We start from the raw sequence: 20,003 nt of genomic DNA on the forward strand, positions 1-20,003 counted from the left end.
ACCGGCGGCGCCCCATCGCAAGTCGTCCGCCAGCCGCAGTCATCCGAAAGCCTCACACGGAGTCAACGGAGTTAACGGAGGAGCCCCTGCAGTTCTCTGTCGACTCCGTTAACTCCGTGTGAGACATTCAGTTAAGAATTTCGTACCGGATGAACTCCCCCCTTTTTAATCCCTTCCTAACCGGATTTCGAACGCTCGTACGAAACCTCTGCTCCCTGAAGGTGTAGCACTCTCGCAACTCCCATTGACAGAACGAGTTACACCGCCGGAACCCCGTTCCGGCGCTCTCGACAACCGGGAACTTACCCGGCCGCGCGGCGCCTTCGCGCGCCCGCACGGCCGGGGAACAGGATACGGAAGACGATGGGACCGAAGCGACACCACGATCCCAGGACGGTGCTGATCGCCGCGGCGGCCGCGCTGATCTCCTTCTCCGGCGCGCTCTTCGGGAGCGCGGCGCCGGAGGTGGCCGCGCCCGCGGCGCAGGCGACGGTGCGGGCCCTGTCGCCCGTGCACGTGTCGCTGCGCCGGGCGGCGTCGGTGGAGCGCGAGGCGTCGGCCCGCACCGCGCTGGCCCCGGGGCCGCTGGAGACGGCCGAGGCGGCGGTGCGCGCGCAGGTGGCCGCGGGCGCCTTCCCCGGCGCGGCGCTCGCCATCGGGCGCGAGGACAACAGCGTGGTGGAGAAGGGGATCGGCAGGCTGGCGTGGGGGCGCGGGATGCCGGCGGTGGACCCCGCGCGCACCGTCTACGACCTGGCCTCGCTCACCAAGGTGGTGGCCACCACCACGGCGGTGATGCTGCTGTACGAGGACGGGAAGATCGACCTGGACGCGCCGGTGTCGAAGTACCTCCCCGAGTTCGGCGGCGGCGGGCAGCGGGGCGAGGTGACCGTCCGCCACCTGCTCACGCACACCTCCGGGCTCCCCGCGGGCGCCGAGGCGTGGGGCGCGCGCGACGCGGCGCTCGAGCGCGTGGTCCGCACCCCGCTGGTGCGCGCGCCGGGCGAGGCGGTGGAGTACTCGGACGTGGGCTTCATCGTGCTGTGGGAGGCGGCCGGGCGCGCCGCGCGCGAGCCGCTCTTCCGGCTGCTGGACCGGCGCGTATACGGCCCGCTCAAGATGCGCTCCACCACCTACGTCCCGGGGCGGAACTGCGTCACCTGCGCGCCCACCTGGGTGGACGGCGGCGCGGCGGTGCGCGGCGTGGTGCACGACCCCACCGCCCGCAAGCTGGGCGGGATCGCCGGCAACGCCGGGCTCTTCTCCACCGCCCACGACCTGGGCCGCTTCGCCGCCATGCTGGCCCACGGCGGAGAGCTGGACGGGGTGCGGGTGCTGAAGGAGGAGACGATCGCCCGGTTCACCCGTCCCCAGCCGGGCGCCGGCAAGCGCGCGCTGGGGTGGGACACGCCGGGCCCGGTCGGCGCGGGCGGGGCGGGACTCAGGATCTCGAAGCGCGCCTTCGGGCACACCGGCTTCACCGGCACCTCGCTGTGGATCGACCCCGAGCGGGGGACCTGGACGGTGCTCCTGGCCAACCGCACCTACGAGCCGCAGGCGCCCAACCGCATCATGTCGCTGCGCCGCAAGGTCAACGACCAGGTGGCCACCGCCGCCGACGTGATCGACGACTCGCTGGCCGCGCTCGCCGACTGACGGCAGGTCCGGGTCGACACGACCCCCAGAGCCTCACACGGAGTCAACGGAGTTAACGGAGAACTGCAAGGGGGTTCTCTGTTGACTCCGTTGACTCCGTGTGAGAATCAAATCAGTTCGGAAGTCCAAGCGAAAGAGCGGCTCTCCCGGGAGCCGCCTCTTTTGTCGTTCTCCCCAGTGAGATGGGCCAGGAAAGGGGATCCACCCGCGGTCTGGGGTGGCGATCAGGACGGCACCGGGCGGGGCGGGCCTGTCTCGACTGGGGCGCCCGTGCCCCACAACGACACCCTTGCGCCATCAAACGTTTCTCTTCAATTTGTTGTTCCTCTTCGACTTGGATTCTGAGACAACACCCGTCGAACATCGGAATGCTTCTTGAGGCGGAGGAGGCCATCTCCTTCGCCGTGAGGGACTTCCACCGTCCCCTCACCCCGCCGTGCAATCCCCCGCGGCGTCCGAGCCTTCCCAGTCATCCCGTGCGCACCCGCGTGCGCTCCAGGCCAGCCCGGAGATTCCCCCCATGCCCACCCTGGCACCCGCAGGCCGCACCACCGACCGCATCGTCCCCTTCGTCGCCGACGACGGGAGGGAGCTGAACCTGATTCACGTGGAGGGCGAGCGCACGCCCACCAGGGGCCCCGTCGTCCTGGTGCACGGCGCGGGGGTGCGCGCCAACATCTTCCGCGCCCCCGTCAAGCACACCGTGGTGGACCTGCTGCTCGACGCGGGCTACGACGTGTGGATGGAGAACTGGCGCGCCAGCATCGACTTCCCCGCCAATCGCTGGACGCTGGACCAGGCCGCCCTCTTCGACCACCCGGCCGCCGTGCGCAAGGTGGTGGAGGAGACGGGCGCCGACGAGTTGAAGGCGATCATCCACTGCCAGGGCTCCACCAGCTTCATGATGTCGGCCGTGGCGGGGCTGGTGCCGCAGGTGAAGACCATCGTCTCCAACGCCGTGTCGCTGCACCCGATCGTGCCGCTCGGCGCGCGGGTCAAGCACAGGGTGGCGGTGCCGGTGATCGCCCGGCTCACGCCCTACATCGACGCGCAGTGGGGGCTCAGGCCGCCCTCGGCGCTGGCGAAGACGCTCAACGCCGTGGTGAAGCTCACCCACCACGAGTGCGACAACATCGTGTGCAGGTGGTCGAGCTTCGTGTGGGGGCTGGGCTTCCCCACCCTGTGGCGGCACGAGAACCTGAACGACGAGACGCACGAGTGGCTCTCGCACGAGTTCGGCGCGGGGCCGCTGGAGTTCTTCCGCCAGATCGGGCGCTGCCTGAAGGCCGGCCACCTGGTGAGCTACGACCACGCCGACCGCCTCCCCGCCGACTTCACCGCGCAGCCTCCGAAGACCGACGCGCGCTTCTCCTTCTTCGCCGGCGAGGAGAACCGCTGCTTCCTCTACACCAGCCAGGTGAAGACGCACGCGTGGTTCGAGGGGCACCGCCCCGGCGGCTACCACACGCTGCACGTGATCCCGAAGTACGCGCACCTGGACGTGTTCATGGGGAAGGACGCCTGGAAGGACGTGCTCCCCCTGATGGTCGAGGAGCTCGACCGCCCCGGCTGACCCCGCGCCGGCAGAACGAACATCCGCGCAGGGACGCCCGCCCCCACGGGCTCATCGCTCAGGACCACCACCCGCTCCATCCCTCGATCGCCTTCCGCCCAGCCGGAAGCCGATCTCACCTCATCCCCCGCAGGAGGCCCCCATGGCCATACCCCGCCGGATCAAGCGCCTGGCCGGCCGCCACGCGCTGGTCGACGGCATCCCGTTCCAGCTTCCCGTGGCGTCGAAGGCGAGCCCGGCGCTCATGGCCGCGTTCCCGATCGACGCCGAGAAGGCGCAGGCGCTCATCCCCGGCAACGAGATCCAGGTGCTCCGCTGGGGCCGGCGGGCGTTCCTGCTGGTGACCGTGATCGACTACCGCCACACCAACATCGGCAAGTACGTCGAGTACAGCGTGGGGATCGCCTGCACGCACGGCCGCCGCCGCGTCCCCCTCCCGCTGGCCATGCTCCTAGCCAAGACCTTCGGCACCGGGCAGTACGTCTACGACCTCCCCGTCTCCTCCCTGGTCTCCGTCAAGGGCGGCAAGGGGATCTGGGGGATGCCCAAGCACCAGGCCAACCTGGACTTCGTGGTCGGCGACGAGTGGGTGAGCTCGCGCTACGACCTGGACGGGAAGATGGTGATGAAGGTGGAGGTCAAGCGGAAGAAGGCGTGGCTCCCGCTGAAGGCCGGCGCCGTCAACTGGTGCAGCTTCCGCGGGCTGCTGATGAAGTCCTCCATCTACTTCGCCGGCAAGCTGGGCTTCTCGCTGCTCAAGAAGGACGACGCGCGCATCACCCTGGGCGACCATCCCCGCGCCGGGGCGCTGCGCGGGCTCGACATCGGCGCGCCGCTCTTCTCGGGCTTCTTCCCCGAGACGCACGGCGTGCTGGACGACCACTTCGAGTGCTGGTTCGAGAGCTTCGAGACGCCGCCCGCCGCCGCGCCGGAGGGGATGGAGAGCGTGCTCTGGCTCCCCCGCAGCGAGGACTGGCTCCCGCCCCCCGGCGCGCCCGAGGCCGACCGGCAGCAGCACGAGCAGGAGCGCATCTTCGTCGGCTTCACGCAGGTGGTCTCGCGGGCGCAGGCCGAGTCGGCCGCCGTCGCGGCGGGCGAGGCGGAGGGTGGCTCGTGAGCGCGGACCGCATCCCCGTCCCCGCGCTGGTGGGCGAGGCCGCCCCGCACGTCCCCTGGGGCGCGCCGCCCGAGGGGTACGCCGGGCCCCGCCGCTCGCTCATCCTCTCCGGCGGCGGCATCCGCGTCTGCTACCAGGCGGGCGTGGTGCGCGCGCTGGCCGAGGAGGGGCTGGTCTTCGGCCACATGGACGCCACCAGCGGCGGCGCCATGAACCTGGCGATGCTGCTGTCCGGCGTGAGCCCCGCGGAGATGTGCGAGCGCTGGGCGACGCTCAAGATGATGGACACGGTGTCGCTGCTGCCGCTGGAGGACTACCTGCGCCAGAGCACCGCCGTGGCGATGGGCGGCTCCGACGCGCTGCGGCGCCGCGCCTTCCCGCACCTGGGGATCGACCCGGCCCGCGTGCGCGCCGCGCGGGGGCTCACGGGCACCTTCAACGTGCTCGACTACGCGCGCAAGACCGTGGAGGTGGTGGAGCACACGGCGCTCGACACCGACTGGCTGGTCGCCTCGATGTCGCTCCCCGGGCTGCTGCCGCCGGTGCGGATCGGCGGGCGGCTCTACCTGGACACCGCGTTCACCCAGGACGCCAACCCGCTGGAGGCCGTCCGCCGCGGCGCCGACGAGCTGTGGCTGGTGTGGTGCCTGGGCGACACCGACCGGTACCTGGGCGGGCCGCTCCACCTGTACGTGCAGATGCTGGAGATGGCGGCCAACGGCGCGCTGGTGAAGGACTTCGCGGCGATCGCCGAGCTGAACGGGCGCGTCTCCTCCGGCGAAGCCGTCGCCGGGCGGACGCGGCCGGCCGTGCTGCACCTGATCCGCCCCGAGCACCCGCTCCCGCTGGACTCCGACCTGTACCTGGGCCGCGTCACCCCCGCCCGGCTGGTGGAGCAGGGCTACGCCGACGCCCGCCGCTACCTGTCCCGGCGCACCGAGGCCGGGCTCCCCTTCGCTCCGGAGACGCTCATGCAGACCACCGCCCCCCCCACGGGTCCGGGGATCACCTTCGACGAGGTGATGAAGGGCCCCTTCGCGCTGGGCGCCGCCGACCCCGACGCCGGGCGCCAGCAGGGGAAGACCGACGGCCACGAGCTGGCGCTGCACGCCACCGTGAGCGTGGACGACGTGGAGCGCTTCCTGGCCGACCCCGAGCACACCGGCTCGCTCATGGGCTCGGTCGACTTCACCCCCTGGGGGAACGGGCTCCCCGGCACGGGTCCCGGCATCTTCAACCTCTTCTCGCCGGGCGGCGACCCGAAGACCAAGTACATGGTCTACGAGCTCCCCTTCTCGCACGCCGGCGAGCCGTACTACCTGGCGGGGAAGAAGGTCGTGCGCGACGACCCCGGCTTCGACCTGTGGAAGGACACCACCACCCTCTACACCGTGCTCCACAAGGGGGCGGACAAGACGGGCCCGGTGGTGGGCGCCGGCGTGCTGACGCTGGGCGTGGCCGACTTCGCCAAGGTGATCGGGGCGATCCGGGTGACCGGGGCCGACGGCGCGGGCGAGAAGGCGGCCACGCTGGCGAAGTTCGGCCGCTTCTTCGCCGGCGAGCTGTGGGACAGCTACGTGAAGGTGGCGCTGTGACGCGGGCGCCCGGACATCCTACGACCCGAGAGGTGGAGTGATGAGCGAGACGACCGGCACCGCCGCCCCGCCCGCGCCCGCGCACCACGGGCGCTACGAGAACGGCGGGCCCGCCACCGAGGCCGAGCTGCGCTTCGAGCGCAAGCGCATGGTGCAGTGGCTGGACCCGCAGCAGCTCTGCGGCACCGCCGTGCGCGCGGTGCTGGGCGCCGTCTTCGGCGCCTACGCCGACCAGCGCGAGATGCAGGCGGCGCTGCACGAGCCCAGGGAGCACGACTACTCCGACGCCGACGAGCTCTGGCTCGACTACACGGCCGACCTGGGCGACGGCTTCCGCTCGGGCTACACCATCGCCTGGCTCCTGGCGCAGGGGAAGCTCGCGCTGGAGAGCCCCGACGGGTCCGTCGGCCCCGAGACCCCGCGCGGGCGCCTCCTGATGATGGGCGGCGACCAGGTGTACCCCACCGCCTCGAAGCAGGAGTACGGCGACCGGACGGAGGGGCCCTACGAGGCCGCGCTCCCCTGCCACCCCGAGGGGACGCACCCGCACCTGTACGCCATCCCCGGCAACCACGACTGGTACGACGGGCTCACCGCCTTCACCCGGCTCTTCACGCAGGGGCGCTGGATCGGCGGGTGGCAGACGCAGCAGGCGCGCAGCTACTGGGCGCTCAAGCTGCCGCACGGCTGGTGGGTGCTGGGCACCGACATCCAGCTGCAGGCCGACATCGACCAGCCGCAGCTGGACTACTTCCAGAAGGAGGTCGCCCCGCGCTTCCAGAAGGGCGACCGGGTGATCCTGCTGACGGCCGAGCCCGCCTGGGTGCACACCCCCGAGGAGCCCGACTGCTTCGACGCGCTGGCGTTCTTCGAGCGCACGGTGATCCGGGAGCACGGCGCCGAGCTGGCGCTCACGCTCACCGGCGACCTGCACCACTACGCCCGCTACTCCGACCAGGCCGACGGCCGGCACAAGATCACGGCCGGCGGCGGCGGCGCGTACCTGTACGGCACGCACCGGCTGCCCGAGGAGGTGGAGCTCAAGGAGCGCCACGGCAAGAGCGAGGTGAAGGCCGCCTGGAGGCGCCGCGCGGTGTTCCCCAGCCTCAAGGAGTCGCTGCGGCTCAGGGCGATGGCCCCGCTGGCGCCGCTGGCCAACCCCGGGTTCGCCGTGTTCCTGTCGTGCTTCTACGCCTTCTACGCCTGGCTGCTGCAGAGCGCCACCCTCAAGTCGGGGAAGGGGCTGATGTCGCAGATCACCAGCCTGGACTGGGGCGACTTCGCCGCGGTGTGGTCGGTGTTCTTCCGCACCCTGCAGGACTCGCCCCTGCTGGCCATCCTCACCGTGCTGGTGGTCTACGCCTGGTGGAAGTTCTGCACCCCCGACGCGGGGCTGCCCAAGGCGCTCAAGGGCCTGGGGATCCTGCACGGGGCGCTGCACATCGTGCTGGCCGTGACGCTCATGTGGGCGTTCACCTGGTTCAACGCGGTCCAGCTGGGGCTCCCGGTGGACCACCACCTGGGCCAGGCGGCGCTCTTCTTCGGCGAGATGCTGGTGGTGGGCGGAGTGCTGGGGAGCCTGCTGGTGGGCTGCTTCCTCCTGCCGGGGGTGAACTTCAACGAGGCGTTCTCGGCGCAGCACCGCACCGGGTGGAAGAACTTCCTGCGGCTGCACATCGACCGGGACGGCACGCTCACCGTCTACCCCGTGGGGGTCCGCAGGGCGGCCGACTGGGAGTTCGTGCCGCGCGCCCCGGCGGGGCAGCCGTTCTTCCGCCCGAAGGACGGCCAGGCCCCCGCCGCCCGGCTCATCGAGCCCCCGATCCGGATCGCCGCGCCGCACCCGCGGATCGCGCTCACCCCCGAGGTGTCCGTGGTGTCTGAGGCCGACCTGGCCGCCGGCGCCGGCGCGGACGCCCACGACTGAACGGAAGAAGGAGAAACGAGAGATGTCCACCGACCACTTCGACGTCGTCATCGTCGGCTCCGGCTTCGGCGGGAGCGTGATGGCGTACCGCCTGGCCGAGGCCGGGGTGCGGGTCTGCGTGCTGGAGCGCGGCAAGCCCTTCCCCCCCGGCTCGTTCCCCCGCGACCCGGCGGGAATGAAGCAGAACTTCTGGGACCCGAGCGCGGGCCTCTACGGGATGTTCAACGTCTGGAGCTTCCGCCACATCGACTCGCTGGTGTCGGCGGGCCTCGGCGGCGGCTCGCTCATCTACGCCAACGTGCTGCTGCGCAAGGACGAGAAGTGGTTCGTGCGCGAGCAGCCCGGCAAGCCCGGGTGGGAGTACTGGATGGTCACCCGCCAGGACCTGGACCCGCACTACGACCAGGTGGAGCGGATGATGAACGCCCAGCGCTACCCGCTGGGGTACGAGCCGTACGCGTCGACGCCCAAGACGCTGGCCATGCGCGAGGCGGCCGAAGCGCTCCGGGCGCGGGGCGAGACGGTCTCCTGGGACCTGGTGGACCTGGCGGTCACCTTCCACAACGACGGCGAGGAGCCGATCCCCGGCGAGCCGATCGTGGAGGCGCACCGCAACCTGCACAACCGTACGCGCTACACCTGCCGCCTCTGCGGCGAGTGCGACGCGGGGTGCAACTACGGGAGCAAGAACACCCTCGACTACACCTACCTCTCCGAGGCGAAGCGGCTGGGGGCGGAGATCCGCACCCTCTCCGACGTGCGGGCGTTCTTCCCCAACGGCCGCGGCGGCTACACGGTGCGCTACGACGAGCTCACCATCGGCGAGCCGCGCGGGCCCGACACGCCCAGGCGCACGCTGGACTGCGACCGGCTGGTGATCGCGGCGGGGACGCTGGGCTCGACGCACCTGCTGCTGAACAACCGGGCGTTCTTCCCCAGGCTCAGCCCCGCGCTCGGCACCCACTTCTGCGGCAACGGCGACCTGCTGGGCTTCGCGCTGAACGCCCACCGCACGGTCGGCGGGAAGAAGGTGCCGCGGACGCTCGACCCCAGCTTCGGGCCGGTGATCACCGGCGCCATCCGCATGGGCGACGCGCTCGACGGGCCGCCGAACACCGGGCGCGGCTTCTACCTGGAGGACGCCGGCTACCCGTCGTTCCTCAACTGGATCCTGGAGACGGCCAACCGCGCGGGGCTGCTGGCGCGCGGGGTCGGCTTCGCCTGGGACCGGCTCAAGAGCCGCTTCGGGATCGACCCCGACACCGACCTGGGCGACGAGCTCTCCGGCATGCTGGGGCCGTGCACGCTCTCTTCCACCTCGCTCCCGCTGCTGGGGATGGGGCGCGACGTCCCCGACGGGCGGCTCTTCCTGGACGAGGAGTGCCTGCAGAGCGACTGGAAGATCAAGGAGTCCGACCCGTACTTCGAGCGGCTGCGGGAGACGATGGAGAAGGTGGCCGGGGAGTGGGGCGCCGCCTTCCTCGACAACCCGATCTGGCACCTGGGCAAGCGGGTGATCAGCGTGCACCCGCTGGGCGGCTGCCCGATGGGGCGCAACGAGCAGGAAGGCGTGGTGGACGCCTGGGGCGAGGTCTACAACTACCCGGGCCTGTACGTGGCCGACGGGGCGGTGATGCCCGGCCCCACGGGCGCCAACCCGTCGCTCACCATCGGGGCCATGTCGAACCGCTTCGCCGACCGGATGATCGAGCAGTACTACACGGCCAAGGTGGCCGTGCCCAAGGTGGTGGCCGAGACGGGCGTGATCGCCGAGGCCCCCTCCGTCGAGGCCGGCTCCGTGGACGACGGCGGCGCGCCGCTGGTCTAGCGTCGACCGCGCTGTAGAGGATTCGAGACGCGAAGAGGCGGCCTCCCGGGCCGCCTCTTCGCGTTGGGTGCATGGGTGTCGGGGCGAATGAATTCGCTGCAACAACCACACGAAGTCCGCCTTCGCGGACTCGCCCCGTGGTGCTATCGCGCCGCCGGCAGCACGCCGACGTCGACGTTCGCGCGCACCTGGCGGTTCGCGGAGCCGCCGACGGAATAGACGCGGCCGCCGATCACGGGGGTGACGTGCACGTGGCCGCGCGCCGCCGGCAGCCCGGGCGCGACAGCCTCCCACGCGCCCAGTCGGCCGTCCTCGCGGAACGGCGCGCGCCAGACGGCGTCGACGAAGCGGCTGTTGTCCTCCACCCCGCCCAGCACGTACAGGAAGCCGCCGTGCACCAGCGCCGAGTGCGTGCCGTACGCGTGCGGCATGATGGAGGCGAGCTCCCACTCGCCGAGCGTGCCGTCCTCCCTGATCGCGGCGCGGCGCACGTCGTTCAGCAGCGCCGGGCCCGCCGCGGGGTTCCCGTCCAGCCCGGCCACCACGTAGAGGTAGCCGCCGTGCACCAGCGAGGCATGGTGCGAGCGCGGGCGCGGCAGCGGGGTCAGCTCCGTCCACGCCGAGAGCCGCCCGCCCTCCACGCGCGCCATGTAGACGCTCGCCTCGGAGCCCGTCGCCCCCTGGCCGCCGGTGACGTAGACGGCGCTGCCGTGCGCGGCGGCCGCGTGGTGGAAGCGGGCGGCGGGGAGCGGCGGCGCGGGCGCCCAGGCCTCCAGTGTGCCGCCCTGCGCGATGCGCGCGGTGAAGACGTCGGCCGTCTTGCTGCGGTCGGGGAGCTGGCCGGAGACGAGCACCGCCAGCCCGTCCACGGCCACCGCGGCCGCCCCGGCGCGCGGCCCCGGCAGGTCGGGCCCGCGCGTCCACCCCTCCAGCCCCCCGTCCACCCGCACCCGCGCCGACCACACGTCCGCGAACACGGTGCGGTAGTCCGTGCCCCCGGCGACGAAGACGCGGTCGTCGGTGGCGAACACCGCGTGGTGGTCGCGCCCCTGCTCCAGCGCCGGTCCCTGCGACCAGGCGATCGGCGCCGGCGGCGCGGCCGGGGCCGGGGCCTGCGCGATGGCGAGAGCCGGAGAGGTGGAGAAGCCGAAAACCGCGGCCGCGCGGGCCATCCGGCGCAGCCCGCGCGCGCTCCTCGATCCTGCGTGGTGTGGCATGGGAGACCGTCCGTCGAAGGTGGGACGTCGAGATTACTGCTCGCGGAACGATGCGCGCGGAAGGAGACGTCCGCCAAGCGGCGGGGGGTGAACGGAGCGGATGGTGGTGCGAGACGCCGCAATGCGAAGACGGCCGCTCCGGCGGAAAGCACGACCCGCGGGCGCTCCGGTCACCCCGCGGGGACCTCGGTGATCGCGAGCTCGCGCGGGGAGGCCGGGTCGAGCGCGTAGAGGGCGTCCAGCAGGCGCACGCGGAACGAGCCGGGGCCCACCGCCGGGCGCGCCGCCTCCTCGCCGCAGAGGCCGAAGAGCGCCAGCGCCGCCGCCGCCGACCCGGGCGAGCGCTCCACCGCCAGGAACGCCGCGCAGACGGCGCTCAGCGCGCACCCCAGCGCGGTGACGCGCGTGAGCATCGGGTGGCCGTGGCGCACGGCCAGCACCCCGCTGCCGTCGGTCACGTAGTCCACCTCGCCGGTGACGGCCACGATGCACCCCAGCTCGCCCGCCAGGTCCCGCGCCGCCTCGCGCGCCTCGTCGGCCGTCTGGGTGGAGTCGACGCCGCGGGTGCGGCCGGCGGCGCCCGCCAGCGCCAGGATCTCCGAGGCGTTGCCGCGCACGGCGGCCGGCGAGCGCCGCGCCAGGTCGCGCGCGGTCTCGGTCCGGTACGCGGTGGCGCCGGCGCCCACGGGGTCCAGCACCCACGGCTTCCCGAGCTCCACGGCGCGGTCGGCGGCCAGGTGCATGGACTCGACCCACGCCGGCGAGAGCGTGCCGATGTTGATCAGGAGCGCCGAGGCGATGCCGACGAACTCCTCCACCTCCTCGGCCGCGTGCACCATCGCCGGCGCCGCCCCCAGCGCCAGCAGCGTGTTGGCGGTGACGTCCATCGCCACATAGTTGGTGATGCAGTGCACCAGCGGCGACTGCCGGCGCAGGTCGGCCAGGAGGCGCCAGGGGCGGGCGGGATCGTCGGTCATCGCGCGAACTCGCGGCTCTGCGGTGGATCGGCTGCAGTTTTCGGCAAGATGGGGCGTGCGGACGCGGAGGGAAACCTCGAGCGGGAAGATCTTACGCGGCGAGCGGTGTCATTCTGAGGCCCGGCCACACCGAAACCCGCATTCGCGCGAACGACCGCAGGGCCGAAGAATCTTCTCACCCCGGCAGGTGGGTTGGGCGCGGCAGCGGCACCGATGCCGGCCCGGCACGATCCCCTGATCGCCTGTCGTCAGCCCGGATCAGCTCACCACCGCGCCGAAGGCCTGGGCGAGCAGAATGGCGTGGGCGATGTCGATCCGCGCCCCGCGCAGGTTGGCCGTGCGCAGGTCCACGCGCGCGAGCTCCGCCCCGCGCAGGTCCGCGCCGGCGAGCACCGCCTTGTCGAGGCTGGCGCCGGTCAGGTCGGCATGGCGGAGGTCCGCGTCGCCCAGGTCGGCGTCGTAGAAGTCGGTTTCCACCAGCTTCACGCGCGAGAAGCCGGCACCCCGGAGCGTCTGCCCGCGCAGGTTGGCGAACGACCAGTCGCCGCCGTCGATCTCCAGCCCGCTCAGGTCCGCCTTCACGAAGCTGGCGCCGAGCAGCCTGCACCCGGCGAAGCGCGCGGAGAACAGCGACGCCCCGTCGAAGCTGCTGTTGGAGAAGTCGGAGCGGTCGTGCTCCGAGGCGTTCAGCCGGGCGTCGCGGAAGTCGCACGTGTCGAAGCGGCAGTCCTCCGTCCGCGCCTCCACCAGCCGCGCGCGGCGGAAGCTGCACCGGACGAACACGCACCCGACGAAGCGGAAGTCGTCGAAGTCCTCGCCGTCGAAGCGCTCGTCGGCCACCTCCCGGTCTTTCCACTCTCGCATCGGTTCGGCACCAGGTCCACGGCCGAGGAATAGATACCACCCACGGACAGGATAACCCGCCGGACCCGAAGGTGAAACGCCCGCTTCACCTGCCCACGAACGGAGGGCGGTAGGCGCGCACCACGTCCGCCGGCGTGCGGCCGGCGTGGGCCGGGTGCGGAGTGTTCTCCCATTCGCGCTGGCGGCCCACCAGCACCTGCTCCAGCGCGTCCGGGTCCACTACCCCGCGGCGCACCGCCTCGTCGTACCAGAGCAGCCACCGGCGCTCCAGCTCGCGCTCCAGCAGCGCCACGTCCATGTCCATGAAGGCGGGCCAGCCGCTCGCTACGCCAGGGATGCTCCGGTCGTGCAGCATGCGGCGCGCGTCGAGGTAGGGGTAGAGCTCCTCGTGCAGCTCATCCAGCAGGTCGTCTAGCGGCTTCTTCTCCTCGTCGGCCACCTGCGCGACCTCCTCCAGCTCCTCCAGCGCCCGCGCGGCGAACGGGTAGCGGATCCCCTCCTGCTCCTCCAGGAAGCGGAAGATGCGCGCGAGCGAGCCGGGAAGCTCGTGCGCCGCCGCCTTCGTCGCGTTCGCCTTGCGGGGATAGAAGTCGTAGAGGAACACGCGCAGGTCGAACTCGGTCACCGCCCCGGCCGGGAGCGCGTGGAACTCCAGGAACTCCATCCAGTGGCGCGCGTTGCGGAGGTCCGCCTCCAGCGCAGGCTTCGAGAGTGCCTGGTCCCGCAGCCACGCCTCCATCCGCCGCAGGCGCTCCCCTTCGGTCCGCTCCACCTCCTCGTGGTCGTCCCACCCCCGGAGCGCACCCTCGGGGTCGGCGCCCGGCCCCTCGGCGCAGATCGGCTCGGCCCGCTCCGGGAGGTCCCAGGGAGGGCCGTGATCACATTCGTCGTCCCCCTCGAGTTCCAGCACCGACACGCGCACGCCCGTCTCGGGTTCCGGGTCCTCCTTCCGGGCCAGGAGGGTGAGCGCGCGCAGCGCGAGCGTGGCGATGCGCACGTGCTCTGCGGCAAACCGCCCCCCGGGGAGGTGGAGCCCGATGATCACCGGGTACGCGTTCGGGCGCGCGATCTCCCACCCCGCGGCGGTCACCTCGCGCTGCATGGTGCGGGGAAGGTTGCCGCGCGGCTCGAAGCTCACCGAGAGCGCCATCCCCCGCATCCCGGCGAAGTGCTCCTCGGGACCCTGCCGCTCCGCGAACAGCGCCAGCAGGTCGCCGGGGTCGGAGTAGAGCGCCACCCCCTGCTCGATCCCGGCGTCCCCCATCACGCTCGCCGCCCACTCCCCGCCGCCGGGAAGCGCCAGCGAGAACAGCTCGTCGTTGGGGAGGGCGCGCCAGGGGGCCACGCGGTGGAACGCCGCCGCCGCCGCGTGGAAGGCGGCCAGCTCCGCGGGCGAGGCGCCGGTCTCGCGCCAGCTCTCCAGGAAGGCCGTGTAGGCGCCCGGCCCGCCCGCGCCCAGGTGCGCGACCGCCTCCGCCAGCAGCGCGTCGAGCTGCGGTAGCGGCGCGGCGGCGGGGAAGACGCCGCGCCGCCCCAGCTCGGCGCCCAGCGCCTCGGCCACCTCGGGGTCGCGCACGTGCACCCGCGCGGGGAGCGCGCCGGCCGCGCTCCCCGCCGCCGTCACCGCGCGGGCGATCTCGCGGGCGCACTCCGCCGCGGTGGTGGGCCGCTGCGCCAGCACCTCGGCGTGCACCACCACCTCGCCGGTCGCCACCAGCAGCAGGGCGGGCGCGGCGGCGTCGACCCGCCGCATCCCCAGCGGCGCCACGTCCGCCTCCCAGAACTCCGCCCCGCTCGCCGCCTCCCGCCACTCGCCCGCATCTTCCGGGGCGGCGTCCTCGCCCAGGAGCCGGAAGGCGCGTTCGGCGATCCGCTCCGCGTTCATGCAGCACGCCTTGTACTTCCGCCCCGAGCCGCAGGGGCACGGATCGTTGCGCCCGACCGTCATCTTTGTTCTCCCGGTGGCGAGTTGTGGCCGCACGAAAAGCGGATCGGGGGGAGACCGTTTGGCCTCCCCCCGATCCGCCGCGTCGTCATTCTCTTCCGTTCCTCAGCTCAGCAGCCGGAGCGGCATCACCAGGCAGAGGTAGTCGGGGGTGTCCTCGTTGCCCAGCGGCATCATGGTGGCGGCGCGCTCGGGCGCCTTGAAGCTCATCCGCACCTCGTCGGTGGGCATGTAGCGCAAGAGCTCCAGCAGGTACTGCGCGTTGAAGCCGATCTCCAGCGGGTCGCCCTCGTACTCCACCGGCAGCTCCTCGTTGGCCGCGCCCAGGTCCGGGCTCTCCACGCTGAACTTCACCATCGGCCCGCCCAGCGACATGCGGATGCGGTGCGTCTGGTCGCTGGCCACGATCGCCATGCGGCGCACCGCCGCGGTGAGCTGCCCCTTCTCGGCAACCAGGTTCTTGTCGTTGTCCTTGGGGATGACCTGCTCGTAGTTCGGGTACGGGCCCTCGATGAGGCGCGTGTACACCTGCACGTCGGGACTCCTGAAGCCCAGGTGGTTCTCCGAGCGCGCCACCTCCACCGGCGTGTCGCCCGTGAACAGGCGCTGCACCTGTGCCAGCGCCTTGGGGTGCACGATCAGGTCGGCCGAGGGCACCTGCGCCGAGGCCTCCACCGGCAGCGTCATCTTGGCCAGGCGGTGGCCGTTGGTGGCCACCATGCGCATCTCGCCCTCGCGCAGCTGCCAGAGCACCCCGTTCAGGATCGGCCGCGTCTCCTCGGTGCTGGCCGCGAAGGAGACGTGCGTGATGAGCCGCACCAGGTCGGCCCCGGTGAGCCGCCAGCTCTCCGCGAACTCCACCCTGGGGAAGGCGGGGAACTCGTCGCGCGGCAGCCCGTTCAGCTTGAAGCGGCTCCGCCCGCTGTTCAGGAAGATGGAGTCGCCCTGCGTGGAGACCTCCACCACCCCGGGGAGCTCGCGCGCGATCTCCTGCAGCTTCTTCGCCGGCGCGGTGATGGAGCCCGCCTCGGCCACCTCGGCCGGGACGCGCACCGTGACGGCCGTGTCCAGGTCGGTGCCGCTCATCCGCACCGCGCCCTCCTCGGCCTCGATCAGGATGTTCGAGAGCACGGGGAGCGTGGTGCGGGTCGGGATGCTCCCGGCGACCGCGCCGAGCCCCTGCTGGAGGTTCTCACGCGTGATGGTGAATCTCATGGCCGGTCCACGTTCCTGGGGAGGTGGGCTTTTCCACCGGGAATCTTCTCTACCCCTGGGTAGATCTTCAAATCAGTAGTAGTAGTAGAGGGTGTGGAAGTGTGGACTACCCTCTCCCGCGCCCTCCATCTCCTTCCCCCGCAGCCACCTGCGCCCTCGTTGACGGTGTGGACTCGCCTGTGGGAAACCCGCCGTCTCTCCACGCCGTCCACATCCCCACAGCCGCCGCCGGTTTCCCACATCTTTCCCACACCCGTTCCACACCGCTCTCCACAACCCGTTGTGGCAGGGAAGACGCACGTGCGCAAATACGGCGTCCGGGGGGCGCCTGTCAAGGGAGCGCGTGGAAAAACCGGGGTAAAATACCGTCGAGAATCCCGGGCTGGCCGGCAGGCGGCCATTTCCGGCTTGCGCGACCCGGATCCAGGGTCGTCCGACCCGTTCTCCGAACCGCCCGGGCTCACGCGGGAGAACCAGAGAACCCGGCGGCGAGAGACGAAGCTCTCTGCTTCTCCGTGCCCCTGCGTGAGGCCATTCGGTTGTCGAGGTGAGGATCGCGCGGGATGCCCGGGCGGCCGGCCGACGGCCTTTCAGCGGAGCGAGCGGCGGATCTCCTCCACGCGCTTCCGGAACGCGTCGTCGCCCGCCATGTCCTCCTCCACCTTGCCGATGGAGTGGATCACCGTGGAGTGGTCGCGCCCGCCGAAGAGCCGGCCGATCTCCACCAGCGGCAGGTCGAAGAGATCGCGGGTGAGGTACATCGCCACCTGGCGCGGGACGGTGAGGTCCTTGGTGCGCTTCTTCGACTGCAGCGCCTCGGCCGTGGTCCCCCACGCCTCGGCCACCTTTTCGCGCACCCGCTCGGGGCTGGGCCCCTCGAAGCCGCCGGGGCCCGAACCCGCCGGCCGTACCACCCCGCCCAGCGCCTCCTGCGCCAGCCCCAGGTCGATCGGGCGGCCGGTGAGCGAGGAGTAGGCGAGCAGCTTGATCACCGCCCCCTCCAGCTCGCGCACCGAGCTGGTGCGGTTGCGGGCGATGAAGGTGAGCACGTCGTCCGCGTCCTGGATGGTGAGCCGGTCCTCCTCCACCTTGCGGCGCAGGATGGCCATGCGCGTCTCGAAGTCGGGCGGCTTGATGTCGGTGACCAGCCCCCACTCGAAGCGCGACACCAGCCGGTCCTCCAGCCCCGTGTCCTTGGGCGGGCGGTCGCTGGTGAGCACGATCTGGCGCTGGGCGTCGTGCAGCGCGTTGAAGGTGTGGAAGAACTCCTCCTGCGTGCGCTCCTTGCCCTCCAGGAACTGGATGTCGTCCACCAGCAGCAGGTCGATCTGGCGGTACTGGCGGCGGAACTCCGCCATCGAGCCTTCCTGGATGGCGCTCACCAGCTCGTTGGTGAAGCGCTCGCTGGAGATGTACATCACCCGCTTGCCCCCGTCGCGCTCCAGCATGTGGTGCCCGATGGCGTGCATCAGGTGCGTCTTCCCCAGCCCCACCCCGCCGTAGATGAAGAGCGGGTTGTAGTGCTTCGCCGGCGCCTCGGCCACCGCGTGCGCGGCGGCGCTCGAGAGCTGGTTGTTGTTGCCGACCACGAAGCGGTCGAAGGTGTAGCGCGGGTTGAGCGGCACCGACCCGCGCACTCCTCCCGCCTGCGCTGCGGCGGCGGCCGCCGCGGGGGCGGCGGTGGCGGCGTGTACGACCGGGGGGGCGACGGACACGGGCGGGGGCGCGAGCTCGGGCGGGGGAGGAGGGGCGGCGGCCGGCTTGCCGTTCGCCTGGAACTGCACCGAGAGGGTGAAGCGCCTCCCGAAGAGCCGCTCGCCGATCCCGGTGAGCAGCTCCGCGTACTTGTCCTCCACCCAGTCCACCGCGAACGGGTTGGGGGTGGAGACCACCAGGAGGTCCTGGGAGATGGCGACGGCCTCGGTGGGGGCCAGCCACGTCCGGAACGCCTGCTCGGGAAGGGCGGCGCGCGCGCCTTCCAGAACGCGTGTCCAGACTTCGCCCGCGGTGAGCTCCATGAACCTCGGCGGTGGGGACGGCGGACCCTCGAAACGGTAACGGCGCAACCTAGAAACCGTCTGTGGAAAAGTCAAGGAAACGGCGTAGTTGCTGGATTTGGCTCGACTTGCGGCCGTTTTGGACGCGCACCGGCCCCGACGGATCGCGGTGTCGAACGTCCGTCAAAGCGCACGCCGTGACGCCCCCGCAAATCACCGGAGTGGACGCCCCTGGACGGAGCGGTCCGCCCCTCCGGACCCCGTGGGACGGGGAGCGAGAGAGAAGCAGCGCGACCTGATTTTAGAAGCAGATCTGTGTGGCTGGTCCCGGCTGCTACCACTGGGAAGCGGACCGGGGCGTATAAGATGTATGATGAGCCGCCGCTCATCCAGTCCCCAGCTCCGCGTCCACTTCGTCCAGCCACGCCAGCTCCGTCTCGAACTGGCGGATGGTGAGGCGCACCATGAGCCTGGGGGCGGCGAGGTGGCCGGGCTCCGCCTCCAGGTCGGCCAGCGTGGCCCGCTCCTTCGCCAGCTCGCGCTCCAGGAAGGCGCGCCGGCGGGCCACTTGCTCGCGCACCACCCCGGGGCGGGCGTGCCCGCAGAGCGCCAGCCAGGTGACGAACGCCGGCGGCGGGCGCTGGGTCGCCCAGTCCGCGCGCTCCAGCGCCCCGGCCAGCGCCTCGGTCCCCTTCGCAGTCGGCTGGTAGACGCGGCGCTCGGGCCCGGCCGCGGGCTCCGCCGCCTCGCCGGCCTCCTCCACGTACCCTTCCGCGGCCAGCTTCTTCAGCGAGTAGTAGACCTGCGGGCGCGAGATCCCGGCCCAGTCCCGCGCCTCGCGCCACTCCAGCTCCGCGTTCAGCGCGTACCCGTGCATCGGCCGCTCCGAGAGCAGCGCCAGCACCACCAGGTCCGGCACCGTCAGCCCGCGCTCCGTCATCCGCTTCTCCACGATCAGACCCACGAAATGTCATTCCGAGCGGCGCCGCATTGCCGAAGCCGTCGTCCCGGCGAAGCCCGGCGGCGCCCGAGGAATCTACTCACCCTGCCCGGTGGCCAGTCTCGGCGCATCGATCCCACCCTTTTCCCACACAGACTCTTGACACCCAGCTAGTCTAATTTAGATTAGTACCCGCCGTCCAGTCTTTCACCGCAACGGGGAGACGGACCATGCCGAAGCTGCTCGCCGTTCTGCTGCTGCTCGCCGCGCCCGCGGCCGCCGCGGTGCGCCCGAACCCAACCGTCCCGGAGGAGGGTCCAGCCATGACCATGAAGAAGCTCACCCCCGTGCTGGTGGTCGACCGCGTGGAGCCGTGCGCCGAGTTCTGGACCGGGCGCCTGGGCTTCCGCCGCACCGCCGAGGTGCCGCACGACGGCGCGCTCGGCTTCGTGATCCTGGAGAAGGACGGCGTGGAGATCATGTACCAGAGCCGCGCCAGCGTGGCCGCCGACCTCCCCGCGCTGGCCGAGGGCGCGCACCGCACCGTGCTCTTCCTGGAGGTGGGCGACCTGGACGCCGTCGAGCGCGCCGTGCAGGGCGTGGAGGTGGTGAGCCCGCGCCGCACCACCTTCTACGGCATGCACGAGATCGCCGTCCGCGAGCCCGGCGGCAACGTCGTGGTCTTCGCCCAGCAGGCCTCGGGGTCGTAAGAGCGACGACTGCGGTTTTGGGCGTGTCCCTCCGCTGCGCTCCGGGCCGGGCTGCGCGCGCGGTAGGGCACGATACGACTGTGCCCAACCGCGCCGGGCCACCGCCGCCACGAAACCCCTGTGGCGGCGGCGTCCCGGCCCTCCGGGCGCGCATCCCTCACGCAACTGCGGGGAACAGCCCAACACCGACCGGACCCGTAAAGTCCACCCTCTCCCGAAGTTGGGAGAGGGTTGCCGCTCTAAGGCGGCGGGTGAGGGCCCCCGCGGCCGCGCCGACGCCCGTCGTACCGAGATTACCCTCGCCCCACCCGTCACGGGCGCGGCGAGGAAGTCCCTCTCCCGCGCGGCGGGTGAGGAACAGGCGCGCCAGGCGCCAGGGAGGGGGCTCGCCGGAGGGGGCTCCGAGCGGTTGACGCAAGTGCGCATCCTGGCTATATTCCTC

Annotated in this window: 14 protein-coding genes; 7 read left to right on the forward strand and 7 right to left on the reverse strand. The window is 71.8% G+C overall.

Annotated elements, in window-relative coordinates; genetic code table 11:
- The first annotated feature begins 363 nt into the window (after positions 1-363).
- From VF746_24605 to VF746_24630, 6 genes are all read left to right on the forward strand, one after another.
- On the forward strand, positions 364-1,656 hold the full coding sequence (locus VF746_24605; GenBank protein HEX8695618.1) for a serine hydrolase domain-containing protein: 1,293 nt from the start codon (positions 364-366) through the stop codon (positions 1,654-1,656).
- A 520-nt stretch (positions 1,657-2,176) separates the two neighbouring features.
- Entirely contained in the window at positions 2,177-3,229 is a 1,053-nt protein-coding gene (locus VF746_24610; protein ID HEX8695619.1) for a hypothetical protein, read from the forward strand.
- A 142-nt stretch (positions 3,230-3,371) separates the two neighbouring features.
- Positions 3,372-4,346, forward strand: a complete 975-nt coding sequence (locus VF746_24615) for an acetoacetate decarboxylase family protein (GenBank protein ID HEX8695620.1) — start codon at positions 3,372-3,374, stop codon at positions 4,344-4,346.
- The gene (locus VF746_24620; GenBank protein ID HEX8695621.1) at positions 4,343-5,941 is read left to right on the forward strand and encodes a patatin-like phospholipase family protein; all 1,599 of its coding nucleotides are present in this window, start codon (positions 4,343-4,345) and stop codon (positions 5,939-5,941) included. Before VF746_24615 ends, VF746_24620 begins: the two co-directional genes overlap by 4 nt.
- A 40-nt stretch (positions 5,942-5,981) precedes the next feature.
- Complete coding sequence (locus VF746_24625; protein HEX8695622.1) at positions 5,982-7,868, forward strand: hypothetical protein; 1,887 nt, start codon at positions 5,982-5,984, stop codon at positions 7,866-7,868.
- 22 nt (positions 7,869-7,890) lie between these two features.
- Positions 7,891-9,696: a GMC family oxidoreductase gene (locus tag VF746_24630; GenBank protein ID HEX8695623.1), complete on the forward strand. Its 1,806-nt coding sequence runs from the start codon at positions 7,891-7,893 to the stop codon at positions 9,694-9,696.
- 143 nt (positions 9,697-9,839) lie between these two features.
- Here VF746_24630 and VF746_24635 read toward each other — a convergent pair whose 3' ends face one another.
- The 7 genes from VF746_24635 to VF746_24665 all read right to left on the reverse strand — a co-directional run bounded on the left by VF746_24635 (position 9,840) and on the right by VF746_24665 (position 18,875).
- A complete protein-coding gene (locus tag VF746_24635; protein ID HEX8695624.1) occupies positions 9,840-10,913 on the reverse strand; it encodes a hypothetical protein in 1,074 nt (357 codons plus the stop codon).
- 170 nt (positions 10,914-11,083) lie between these two features.
- Complete coding sequence (gene thiM / locus VF746_24640) at positions 11,084-11,890, reverse strand: hydroxyethylthiazole kinase (protein HEX8695625.1); 807 nt, start codon at positions 11,888-11,890, stop codon at positions 11,084-11,086.
- A 258-nt stretch (positions 11,891-12,148) separates the two neighbouring features.
- A complete protein-coding gene (locus tag VF746_24645) occupies positions 12,149-12,754 on the reverse strand; it encodes a pentapeptide repeat-containing protein (GenBank protein HEX8695626.1) in 606 nt (201 codons plus the stop codon).
- An 85-nt stretch (positions 12,755-12,839) separates the two neighbouring features.
- The gene (locus VF746_24650) at positions 12,840-14,702 is read right to left on the reverse strand and encodes an SEC-C domain-containing protein (protein HEX8695627.1); all 1,863 of its coding nucleotides are present in this window, start codon (positions 14,700-14,702) and stop codon (positions 12,840-12,842) included.
- A gap of 102 nt (positions 14,703-14,804) precedes the next feature.
- Positions 14,805-15,914, reverse strand: a complete 1,110-nt coding sequence (dnaN, locus tag VF746_24655) for a DNA polymerase III subunit beta (protein HEX8695628.1) — start codon at positions 15,912-15,914, stop codon at positions 14,805-14,807.
- A 590-nt stretch (positions 15,915-16,504) separates the two neighbouring features.
- Positions 16,505-17,932: a chromosomal replication initiator protein DnaA gene (gene dnaA, locus VF746_24660; protein HEX8695629.1), complete on the reverse strand. Its 1,428-nt coding sequence runs from the start codon at positions 17,930-17,932 to the stop codon at positions 16,505-16,507.
- A 364-nt stretch (positions 17,933-18,296) separates the two neighbouring features.
- Complete coding sequence (locus VF746_24665; protein ID HEX8695630.1) at positions 18,297-18,875, reverse strand: PadR family transcriptional regulator; 579 nt, start codon at positions 18,873-18,875, stop codon at positions 18,297-18,299.
- A 206-nt stretch (positions 18,876-19,081) separates the two neighbouring features.
- Between VF746_24665 and VF746_24670 the strand changes: the two genes are divergently transcribed.
- Entirely contained in the window at positions 19,082-19,561 is a 480-nt protein-coding gene (locus tag VF746_24670) for a VOC family protein (GenBank protein HEX8695631.1), read from the forward strand.
- Positions 19,562-20,003: the final 442 nt, after the last annotated feature.

The sequence above is a fragment of the Longimicrobium sp. genome (assembly GCA_036389795.1).
In the GTDB taxonomy this organism is placed as follows: Bacteria; Gemmatimonadota; Gemmatimonadetes; order Longimicrobiales; family Longimicrobiaceae; genus Longimicrobium.